Source organism: Chitinophaga sp., assembly GCF_035538455.1.
In the GTDB taxonomy this organism is placed as follows: Bacteria; Bacteroidota; Bacteroidia; order Chitinophagales; family Chitinophagaceae; genus Chitinophaga.
Map to the genome: position 1 here is coordinate 46929 of NZ_DATLKJ010000096.1, position 11776 is coordinate 58704.

At 44.9% G+C, this 11776-nt stretch carries 8 protein-coding genes; all 8 read right to left on the reverse strand.

Features of this window, described 5'->3' with window-relative positions; genetic code table 11:
- Positions 1–35 precede the first annotated feature (35 nt).
- On the reverse strand, positions 36–788 hold the full coding sequence (locus VM802_RS11405; RefSeq protein ID WP_325530461.1) for a hypothetical protein: 753 nt from the start codon (positions 786–788) through the stop codon (positions 36–38).
- 116 nt (positions 789–904) lie between these two features.
- A complete protein-coding gene (locus VM802_RS11410) occupies positions 905–1972 on the reverse strand; it encodes an AAA family ATPase (RefSeq protein ID WP_325530463.1) in 1068 nt (355 codons plus the stop codon).
- 794 nt (positions 1973–2766) lie between these two features.
- Positions 2767–3333, reverse strand: coding sequence for a DinB family protein (locus VM802_RS11415; RefSeq protein WP_325530465.1), 567 nt, complete (start codon positions 3331–3333; stop codon positions 2767–2769).
- 649 nt (positions 3334–3982) lie between these two features.
- A complete protein-coding gene (locus tag VM802_RS11420; RefSeq protein ID WP_325530467.1) occupies positions 3983–5065 on the reverse strand; it encodes a PA0069 family radical SAM protein in 1083 nt (360 codons plus the stop codon).
- A 68-nt stretch (positions 5066–5133) separates the two neighbouring features.
- Positions 5134–6942, reverse strand: coding sequence for a MutS-related protein (locus VM802_RS11425; RefSeq protein ID WP_325530469.1), 1809 nt, complete (start codon positions 6940–6942; stop codon positions 5134–5136).
- A gap of 77 nt (positions 6943–7019) precedes the next feature.
- Positions 7020–8450 carry a glycoside hydrolase family 125 protein gene (locus VM802_RS11430; RefSeq protein WP_325530471.1) on the reverse strand — a complete coding sequence of 477 codons (1431 nt, stop codon included), beginning with the start codon at positions 8448–8450 and terminating at the stop codon, positions 7020–7022.
- 63 nt (positions 8451–8513) lie between these two features.
- Complete coding sequence (locus tag VM802_RS11435; RefSeq protein WP_325530473.1) at positions 8514–10943, reverse strand: bifunctional YncE family protein/alkaline phosphatase family protein; 2430 nt, start codon at positions 10941–10943, stop codon at positions 8514–8516.
- A 241-nt stretch (positions 10944–11184) separates the two neighbouring features.
- Complete coding sequence (locus VM802_RS11440) at positions 11185–11679, reverse strand: hypothetical protein (RefSeq protein ID WP_325530475.1); 495 nt, start codon at positions 11677–11679, stop codon at positions 11185–11187.
- Between the last annotated feature and the right edge of the window lie 97 nt (positions 11680–11776).

Sequence of the window (11776 nt, forward strand, 5' to 3'; positions counted from 1 at the left end):
TTATACAATAACAATATAAGTAAATGCATTATGCATTAATCATTTTCTCCGTACCATTCTGCCTCTAATGTCTGCAATAAAGTACGGAATCTGAAATACTCTTTCGGCTTTGGAAAAGTCAGCCAGCTTCTGCGTGAAGATCTCTTACCCCGCGTCAGCTTCCAGATCCTGTGCTGAAGGTTCCGGCCGTCGATATAGCTTCTCAGCTTATCTATTTCCGATTGTAAATCAGGAAGCGCCACTCTTCTCTCCGTGATCATATATGGTCTTACACTCAGCACAAAACGCCACGGCTCTTTAAACACCAATCGTATGGTGGATTTACTACAGTCCTTGCTATCGGGCATCTCTCTTTCTTCAAAGCAAAGTGCCTCCGCTTCGCTAAACTTCAACTTTGCAAAATGTTCGTATGTAGGTTGAAGTAACTGCTGAGGCTTCACTACGTAAATCTTTTTACCACGCGATCTTCTTCTTATTCTAAAATCCCTGCGATGGCTGTGATCATAAGTATTGATCTTATTAAGAACCTCCTGGTAAAAATCAGCTTGTTTACCTCTTGCTACATCTTCCCGCAACACGAAAGATCTTATGTAGCCATTCATTATAGGCGGTATCAACGGTTCAAATCCCCGGTTGTGCCATGTATGCCATTGTTTGGTTCGTAACCTGCTCAGCTGCAGCAGGTCTTTATCAGCTTGTTCCTTAACAGCTCTTTTGCGCCGTCTCTCTGTCCTGATGCGTGAGACGGCAATATAATCTTCGATTTCCTGAATTAATAACTTGTCCATAATGTTGGGTTAAATCACTCGAGACTGTCTCCTGTAAAAGCAGGAAACCCTTTGCATAATTGGTGTATATGGACAAGTAATTCTTTTTCATAATTGTAGTTTTTTTAATTAAAATATCAATTCGTCACTTCTATCAGGCCTCTTCTGAAACCTATTGCATGATTTCTGCTTTCTTCGAAAGAAGGTTCATGCTGATTGGCTATTTCTGCAATGCTCATGGGTCTTGTGATTACTGAATCAAAACCCATATGCTGCGAAAGCTTCTGCGCTTTGGCCACCGGCAGGCGTTTGAACTCATACCTCGCAATCAGACGGCCTTTCCGGAGAAGCGCACTGTCTATCGCCGAAAGCTCACTATTGAAAGAACATACCAGCTGGATATTGAGACAATCCGCCAGCAGACCGTCTGAGAGATTAAGCAGGTTGGATACAGATGAATTGCCGGAAAACTTCCTATCCATTATCACATTCTCCGCATCTTCAATTATTACCACACAATTCGGATTATCTACCAATAGCTCCATGAACTCCGGGTTCATGATATTATTCGCCAGATCAGGAGATACAAAAAGTATACGCTTCTTTATTCTCCCGATGAGATAGCGCAGGTACGTTGTTTTTCCGGTACCAGGCAATCCATGCAACAATACGATGCCTTTGTCTTTATCTTTTCTCAGGCGTTGTTGTATAATCTTGTCTACCTCTTTAAACTCGTCTGCATAAAACAGGCCTACATCCAGTTTTGTGCGCTTTACCTCCAGGCTTTTCAGCTCCAACCCTTTGCGGCCACTGGTGATCAGATTTATTTCGTGCGGCTCACGGCGTTGCTTTTCCTTATAGCGTGTAACCGTTTCTGTTATCTTCTTTACCAATGTCTCATCGGCGCCATCGTGAAGTATCTCACACCAAGACTGCCAGAAAGCCACAAGGCAGTTATTGTTCAGTACTACTATCGTCTGATTATGCCGGTATTTTTTCTTTTTGCTATCATAATCAGTATACCGGTAAGTATTTACAATCTTATCTTCAAATCCCTTAATAAAAGCTACTGAAGCTTTATCGCCGTCTATGTCGAATATATTGTTAATGTTAGGAATACTGTTAAAGTGGATGGTATAAACTCCTTTCGGATCAAAATGCTCACCATCGCGTATGTCAATATTCTTATTCACTGCTGCGTTCATTTACCTTCGTTTTAAATGTTAATCTTTCCTGATAAGGATTTACCGGGGCCTCGCAGGCCCGCGGCAAACCGTATTATCATCGCAGCCGGAACGGGTCACGACTGTTTTGGGGAAAGTTACAAGTTATCCTGTTGATAACCTGAAAATGGGGATTAATTGCAAACAGAGACGAAAAAAATATTTTTAAAGGAGTAAGCGGAGCAGGATTACTCCGCTACCTGTTTATTGTACCTCCTCAAATAATCTCTTAATACAGGCACAAAAAAACCCGGCCTGTTACACACGGACCGGGTACTAACGTTAACGAATATACTACGTTAAGACATACCTCGTCCGTTTGGCTCCGGATATTCCGTTACCATCTCTAACTCCCTTACTACGGCCGCTTTCAGACCACGTCATCAGGATAATTAATGTGCCAGCTGCTAATTTCTTCATCGTTTGTCGGCAAAAAAAAAGCCCGGACCAATTGATCCGGGCTTTTTGCTATATAGACAAATACTATAATCTACCTGTATATACAAAACGCCCGGAATACGCCATAGTCCTGCTCTATGCGGGAAATGGGTGCACCCATATGTAGATTAAAGCGTTTCATTTTTATTCGTTTGTTTGTTATAATTTTTAACGACGCAAAGATAATACGATATATTCTGATTCTGCAAATTTTGAAGAGACTTTTTTCTGTTTTTTTTCTATGTGATAAAAATAAAAAAACCGGAAGTAGGTGTACTTCCGGTACTTCTAATCAAACAGAGGATTAACAAGAATAGACATCATGGTCGACCATAAAATCAGATCAGCACAGCGCTTTCTTCATACTCCTTTTCCAGACGTTTCATCTGTCGGATATGGCGCTCAATATGTTTTGTAAGGAAATAGATGTATTGATAAATATCCAGTTTGCCCAGATGATTTACAGACATGTTGGTGAATACCAACACTCCTTCACCGTTTTTGAGCAATGATAAATTATACATGCACTGAGCATACTGCTGTTTTAGCAACGCTTTTACTTCCTGCATATTTTTAAGGCCAGTAGGCTCCATGTGCTCAGGTCTTACCCAGCCAAAAGATTTACTGCCTATGATATCGATCTGTTCAAACTTCTCACCGTAATTCGCTGGAAGAATAACGGTATGACCACTTTTCTTCCGCTCCAATGCACGGCGTGTACTTTTGTTAATGATCAGCAGAAGAAAGTAATTGGTGAGCGCGATGTGCTCCAATACCTCCCTGATACTCCACTGATCGCTGTCTGGTTTGAAATGCAGCAAAGCCTGGTCTTTTTCAAACCAATGGTCTAACTCCCTGAAATTGGTGAGTAAAGCCTCTCTTACAACTTGAATTACGTTCCTCATGTTACAAACATTTTGGGGTTATGCACCGTACCTCTTCTTTTCATCAAATGGGTTAGCACATAACATTCTTAAAAAATTATTATCCGTCAGCGACAGGGTTCATGTGCACAAAAAAACCCGGCCGTATTTACGGACCGGGCTAATAATGTGAAGCTGAGCTTACACTAATAACATACCTGGTCCGCATGGCTTTTTTAAGGCAAAGCCATCCCGTTTACACCATGAGGTGTATTGTTTTATATGTCCAGTTATCGTTTGGATCTCTTTCAATGTCGTCATTTCATTACTGCTTCAAAAGCAAAAGGTCCCGCAACCTTTTAGTGCGGGACCTTTTTGTATCGTTTGATAACTTACTATCGTTAACAATCGGTGCAACATGCCCGCAATCCGTCCTTGACCTGCTTCTGCTTGCAGGCCATCGCGATAATCTTATATGTTGACAGAAGTTGTTGCACTTAAAATTTTTATTGTTGTAACAAAGATAAATTTTATTTTTTTTATTACACAATAATACAGCCTACTTTTTTTATAGAGTTAACAATTAATTTAAATCACCGATGTGGAGCAATGTCAGACCCGGTCATCCCGTTCACCCAAAAGCTTACCTGTATTGACTTTTCGGTTCCAAAACGGTACCCCCCTTTTATTTCTAAAATAGGCTTAACTGATTTGTTGGTCTCCTGAAGGAAGTAGTATTAAACTCAAAGCGCTCCATGTTCATGCCATTCTTCTTGATATGTATACGGAACTGTTGTTTGATCAGGTCCGCGATATTGCCTGTACCCCGCATCCGGCGGCCAAATTCGCTATCGTTCACCTGGCCCCCATGCATGCTTTCGATCTGGTGCCATACTTTTTCAGCACGGTCCGGGAAGTTTTTATAAAGCCAGTCTTTGAAGATGACCTTCACAGCATCATTGAGCCTCACTACTGTATAGCCTGCATACTTAGCACCGTTGGCTGCTGCTGTTTCCAACAATCGCGGCATCTCAAAGTCATTGAGTCCGGGAATCATGGGAGCAGTCATAACGCCAACGGGTATACCCAGATCACTGAGATCCTTAACGATCCTGAAACGCTGCGCCGCAGTCGTGGTGCGCGGTTCCATCTTCTGCCTCAGGTCCTCCTGCATAGTAGTGACAGACACATATACACATACCAGGTTTTCCTGCGCCAGCTGCTGCAGTAGGTAACGGTCGCGCAGTACCAGTGAGTTCTTGGTAATGATGCCAACCGGCTGCTTGTACTCCAGTGCAATCTCCAAAAGCTGGCGGGTAAGCCACATCTTCCTTTCTACCGGCTGATAACAGTCTGTATTCCCCGACAGAGAAATAGGTTTGGGCGCCCAGTTCTTGTTATCCAGGAACTTCCGGAACAATTCTGGCGCATTATGCTTAACAATGATCTTTCGTTCGAAATCGAGGCCGGCACTCAGCCCCCAATACTGATGCGCATTGCGGGCATAACAATAGATACAGCCGTGCTCACAGCCCTGGTAAGGGTTCATGGAGTACCACATGCCCACATCCGGGCTATCTACTTTATTTACAAGGTTCTTGGCATGCTCTTCAAATACCTGTGTAGGCACGTCAGACTGCCACCATTCATCAATACCTTCCACATGCTCCTGTACATACTCCCCCTTCAGGTATTTATTCCTGGGATTGATCTGCGCTCCGCGTCCTTTATAGTAGGGATTCTCTGCTGCACTTTCCTGGAACGGCAATGTCATAGGCTAATATTTTTAGTAAAATTACTAAAAATATTAGTTAATAAATATTATTATTTCAGTAAAAATTATTAAATGATCTCCATCTGCTTCATCAGGAAGGTAGCGTTCTTGTTGCGGGCAATGCCCGCCCTGATAGTATAGTCGAAGAAAAGATGATCTTCCCGGATCGTACTTTCAAAGCAATAGTTCCTGATCCGGTTGGGGTAGGCTTCCTCCAGACGGCCCAGCTCAAGGTCGTGCGTAGCGATCATCCCCAGACAGTTATATTGCAGAAAATGCTCAACCAGACTGCGTGAGCCGGAGAGCTTGTCTTCTGAGTTAGTACCCTTCAGGATCTCATCCAGGATAATAAATACCCGGTCTCCTGTTTTCAGCTGCCTGATAATATGTTGCAGACGCAGCAACTCGGCCTGGAAGTAAGAAGTGTGGCTGGCGATGGAATCTTTGATACGCATCGAGGTCATGATGCGCATAGGCGTGAACATCATCCGCTCTGCGCATACCGGTGCTCCACACATAGCCAGTAGCAGGTTGGCCCCTACGCTGCGCAGGAAGGTACTTTTGCCGGACATATTGGAACCGGTGATAATGAGGAAGCTGGCGTCTTTTCCAATACTTCCGTTGTTCTTCACTGATTCGGCGGCCGGAATCAACGGATGTCCAAGTGCTGTGGCTTCCAACACCATGGTATCTTCTTTGGGCTCCGGATAAACATATTGAGGATGATTGAATGCAAAAGTGGCCAGGCTGTTCCATACTTCCAGCTGTTCTATCACGCCAAACCAGCCAGCTATATCAGACCGGTGGCGCAACTTCCAGCGTTCCAGCCTCAAAATGCAATGCAGGTCATACAGTATGATGGAATTGAGCACAAACCCTACAAGCAGATTAAGACGCTGATCAAACGCACTGCCGATGCGCGACAGGCTGTGCAACGCTACATCAGCCTCCATGGCCGTTTCCCTTTGTTGCTGGAGCAGCACTGATGTGTTGAAAGGTCTGTTTTTGATGAGATGAAGCAGTATAGAAAACTTCTCCAGGATGCGTTCCTTGCGCGACATCAGGTTGTACTGGGCCATCAGTTTTTTCTGAATACTGGCAAGGAAACCCCAGTTGAACATCAATATAATCAAAAGCGGCAGATATGTTCCGCTGATAATATAATAAAGCAGTGTAGCCGTCACCAACAAAGGGCTGAGCCATGAAAGCACCAGCGCTTTTTTGCTATACAGGAAGTCAAAAGGCATTTCCAGCCAGCGCGCTATCTCTTTCCTATCAGTGTCTTCTTCTCTGGCCAGCATAGCATTAGCTGTGAGCAGCTGCCTGAATTCCACATCCGGCGCTAAGGCTTTCAGGGCCTCCTGCGTATTGAGAATAATGCCACTTTGTGACAATGGCTGCCGCATCAACGCAGCCAGCCTGACTTTACCGGAGAGAGTACCGGTCCGGTTAATAAATTGAAACAGCGAGGCCGGTCCGAAAACATCAAGATCACTACTGAAATCGTGTCCGTCTTCAACAAACTCCCGGCCGTCTTCAAAAGACGGCTGCCAGGTGGAGATCTGCTGCAGCTCTTTCTGGTTGAGATCCAGTAAAGCCTTCAGCAACTCCAGCCTGTCTTGGGATTTACTGTAACGTACCAGGAAATACAGAAAAGAAACAACACCCGCCCCAACTACCAGTAACCACCAGGCCTGCTTTCCATTTCTGAAAAAAAGAACGCTCCCCAGGACAACCAGGAGAAAACTGATCAGCCGTGCCCACGACAATGCAGCTGTCAGCTTCTTTTCCTTGCTGATAGCCTGTTGAAATTCATTTATTCTTTGCTCATAGATGCCCGCAGGTGTCATGTGATCTTTTTGGTTCGTTTGATACAAAAAAAATGGTTTTTGCATTATGTCTCACAATTTAGAACATAATGCAAAAACCTTTGCATCCGGAAATCCGAAAAATACTAAGCGTATTGTCTCTTCAGCAGGTCAGGATATTCCTGGCTTACTTTGAGAATCAGCTCGCCAAAGAGGGTGTTAGCCCAGGCAAACCATTTACGGGTAAATTTGGTAGGGTCATCCTTCTGATAGGATTCATGAATAAATCCGGTGTTACCGTCGGTATTACGCAGCGTTTTTATGCACGCTGCAATCTCCTCCTTATCATGACTGGTAAGCGCTTTCATAATGACGCTCATCGGCCAGATATAATTTTCACCGGTATGAGGGCTTCCTATACCGTCTCCATATTTTCCTTTGTAAAACCAGGGATGAAAGCTGCTCCATACAAAATGCCTGGATGCCTGGTACAGCGGATCTTCTGCAGTAGTATATCCCAGGTATGGGATAGACAGCAGGCTGGGTACATTCGTATCGTCAATGAACAAACGGTTTCCATAACCATCCACTTCAAAGCCGTACATATTACCCAGCTTGGGGTGCTCTACTATAGCATATGCCTTGATAGCGCGATCCACTTCATCTGCCAGGTCAATACACTCCTTCGCAAAGGCGGCATCTTTATATATGCTCTCCGTAATCTCAGCGAGTTGTCTCAGTGAAACCACTGCAAACATGTTGGACGGGATCAGGAAAGGGAACACCGTAGCATCATCCGAAGGGCGGAAGATCGATACAATCAGTCCTACCGGCAGCATGGGCGCACCATAACCAGAGTTAGGCACGGTATCAGATTGCCAGGCAGTAACACGCTGGAACTTGTAAGGTCCTTTCCCGTTCTTACGTTGCTGCTCTTTAAATGTTTTCACAATGGCATGCGCCGCCTGTTTGTATTTATCATCAAACACCTTAGTATCACCGCTTATCTTCCAATAGTGGTAAGCCAGGCGAACAGGATAACACAGTGAATCTATTTCCCATTTACGTTCATGCAGCTCCGGCTTCATATCAGTAAGGTCTTTCTCCCACTCGCTGCCTGTAGGACCGTCATTGAAAGCATTGGCATAAGGATCTATGAGAATGCATTTAGTCTGACGGTTGATAACACCGGCAACCATCTGCTGCAGTTTCGCATCCTCTTTCACCAGCGGCAGATAAGGCCATACCTGGGCAGATGAATCACGCAACCACATAGCATTGATATCACCGGTAATGACGAAGGTATCCGGGCGACCATCAATCATTTTATGATTCACAGTGGTATCAAGGGTATTGGGGAAACAGTTTTCAAACATCCACGCCAGTTTCGTGTCGGCAATCTGTTTCTTTACAGAAGCTATCGTTTTCTCAACAACTTCGCTAGTGAATTTGCGCTGTGCCAGCGGCGGACGTTGTGATGCATATCCATCCCAGCCTAAAACCGTTTTGGGCACGCCCAACCCAACAGCACCTGCCAGCAGCGCGCTGTTCCTGATAAAATCTCTCCTTGCTACCATACTGTTTTTACGTTTAATAAAGGCTAAAATAGAAAAGTTTCCCGGATTTGCTTAATCGTTTTATCAATCGTCATCGTCCTCTTCTGCCTGAAGCTTCACAAAAGCGCTGCGGCGAGGCGCAGGCATTACCGCATGCTCACCATGGATGGCCTTCCACACCACTTCATTCAGCTCCAGATCCGGTACCCGGTCTTCATACGCAAGGTCAAAAGCAGCAGAACGGCGGGCGCTTTCATTCCAAACAGTATTTCTTTCCTTTATATCCACATTGGCATCAAGCGCTTTAAACGGCGTGAGATCAGGCCGGGAGGTAAACAGCTCCCACATAGGCGTGGCAGCTGCATCATACTGGCTCATAGGAGGCAGGCCAAGTATCAGCTCCATCGTGCGCAGCATACCAGAGGTAGAATACATGTTATGGTTAACAGTTGAACGCTTGATATATGGACTGATCACATAAGCAGTAGAGCGGTGCGCATCTACATGGTCCGGCCCATTCTGGGCATCATCCTCCAGAATAAAGATGGCACTCTCATTCCAGATTTTGCTATTCGAAATATGCTCAATCAGCCGGCCCACCGCCAGATCATTGTCTGCCACGGCCGCATAAGGAGAATAAGCCCCCTTGCGCATGCCGCTGGTATGATCATTTCCAAGACGAATAGTATTGAAATGAGGTACAGCACCGATCGCCAGCAAGGAATCAAAGTCGCGCTGCCAGATCTGCTGACGATCTATATCCAGTACACTCAGGTCAAATGATGGGTAATCGATGCAGAAGTTATTCTCCAGGGTTTTCAGCGTCGCCTTCCTGTTGCCTGTAAACTCGCCGTAGGAACGAAACGACACACCACCACGTTTACAATAGTCCCAGATAAAGCCCTTCTTCGGATAAGCCACCTTCCTGCTGCCCTCATAGTCATAAGTGCCGCCACGACCGCCGTAGCTGGTTGGCCAGGTCTTTTCAACATAATCCGTTGCATAAGCGGCCGTACTCCAGTTATGTCCGTCAGCGCTCACTTCCGCATCTACATAAAAATTATCCAGCAATACATAATCTCTCACCAACTTATGCTGATTGGGCGTGATCCGGTCAGGGAATATACAAAGGCTACTGTCGCCATTACCTTCATTTATATCACCCAGCACCTGGTCGTAGGTCCGGTTTTCTTTAATCACATAGAACACGTATTTGATAGGAGATGGCTGGCCAGCCACACGCGGGATAGGGTTACCCTCCTCTCCTGCTGCCATCTTCTCCTTCTCTTTGGTATAAGGCGTGTTCTCATATACCAGCCTGGACCACTTACCCAGCAAAGCTTCCCCGGGTTCGTTAAATACAGACAGCGTTCCTTTAAACAACCCTGCAATGTACTGTACCGGTTTATCTTTCCTTGTATTGGCTTCGTGCGACCCGCTCGCGTCCTTACGGCTTATGGGATTGGGGCCTTCAGGGTTAGCCATTGATGTAAATCCTTTTCCGTTAGCTACCAGCATTTTCTTACCAGTAACCCTCACACAGGTAGGATACCAGCCTACAGGAATAAATCCTTTAGATCTGCTCTTCCCGGGTGTTTCTACATCAAACACTGCCAGACAATTATTATCGGCATTAGCGATATACAATTTCTCATTGTTTGCCGATAGCGCAAGTCCATTGGTAGTGGAACCTGCGGGCGCATCAGGGTATAGTGCGGTCTGCAGGGTCTCAATCACTTTTTTATCAGCAGTAGTAATCACAGACACAGAGTTATCATTCGCATTGGCAACGTACAGGTGCTTACCATTCTTCGATAATATAATTTCATTAGGATGACTACCTGTTTTTATTTCTCCGGTAACCTGCTGGGAAGCAGCATCAAATACAGCCACCGCATCACCTCCCCATAGGGTTATGTAAAGCGTATTGTTATCTTTCGACAGCACACAAGTGTATGCCTCTGCTGATAAAGGGATACGTTTATCTATCTTTTTCGTAGCAAGATCAATAATATACAGACTGTTATTTTCTTTGGTAACTACGTATAGTCGGTTACGTGAATGATCTATCACCATCCCGGTAGGGCATATTTTGTCTTTAGGCCAACCCAATCCCAACCGGATACTGTCTGCTACCTGCAGCTTATTCTGATTGATACGGTACTGCCAGACTACATTATCATTGGCGCCGGAGGCATACAGGAATTGCTCATCCTTGCTGAACGCCAGTCCCAGCCATGACTTTGGTATAGTCACCTCATCCAGCAATACTTCTTTTTGTACATCAATCAGCTGTATGGTATGCTTACTCTGCCCATTGTTGTTGACCGCCAGGTACTTCCCGGAACCGGATACCGTCATATTCAGGGGCAGGTCGCCAAGTGGCAGCGAATGCCCCACAGGAGTCAGCGACCAGCCATTAGGCAATACTATACGCCGGGCTACGGTGTCTTTTGTTTGCGCACCTGCATACAGGCAAGCCAGCAACGCTACACTGCAAAAAAGTTTTTTCATATGTATACGTGATAATGAGGCAGTAAAAATAGAGACATGCTGTTTTAACGGAAGCCATTTATAAATTGATAATTACAATTTAATATGCTCTATTAAAATACAACGGGATTTGAAATATATTATGAAAATATATTAAAAGAAAAGGGGTTAATAGCCTGTTTAAGATACAGGAAGCTCACTCAGGCAGTTCTCATAGTCTTTATCGGGCATGTTATCTGCAATCTCATATTTGAACCGCCACCTATTCCAGTAAAACAATTTCCACAGGAACTATTAGCGTATTTTCCAGGCGCCCTTCCTGGTTTACACTTAAGATGCCGGGCATATCAAGGTATACTTTATGTTGTATGTATGAGGAATTGTTTTGTTCCGCTAAAACAACGGTTTTCTTTTCAGGCTTCCGGCATGCGGATTGTAAAGCAGCCACAATAACGGTCTGGGAGGCGCCTTCTTTCAGCATTCGTATGGCCATCCCGGTAAGCTTCCGATATAAGATATGCTCTTTCTGTTCCTTGGGCAAAGCGCGGTAGACGGTAGCTGCCATTCGGGAAGCCTCTGCCAGGATAGCGGCATGCCGCATCGTATTGCGGAAAGCCGGATCTTTCTTCACCCTTTTGCCAGTAAGGGAACTCTTCAGGCGTATATAGTACCTCCCATACATCTCGTAGATGCAAAGATTCTGAATAGTCCCTATAAATGGTGGCTTAATGCCTTCACCTAAATCTATCTTTGCCATGGGATAAGGGCTTAAACAACAACGTCTTACCTAAATTTACCGATATTGTATAAAAGCGCCAAGTATTTTAACAGCAGGCTTTCTCCATTCTCCAGCT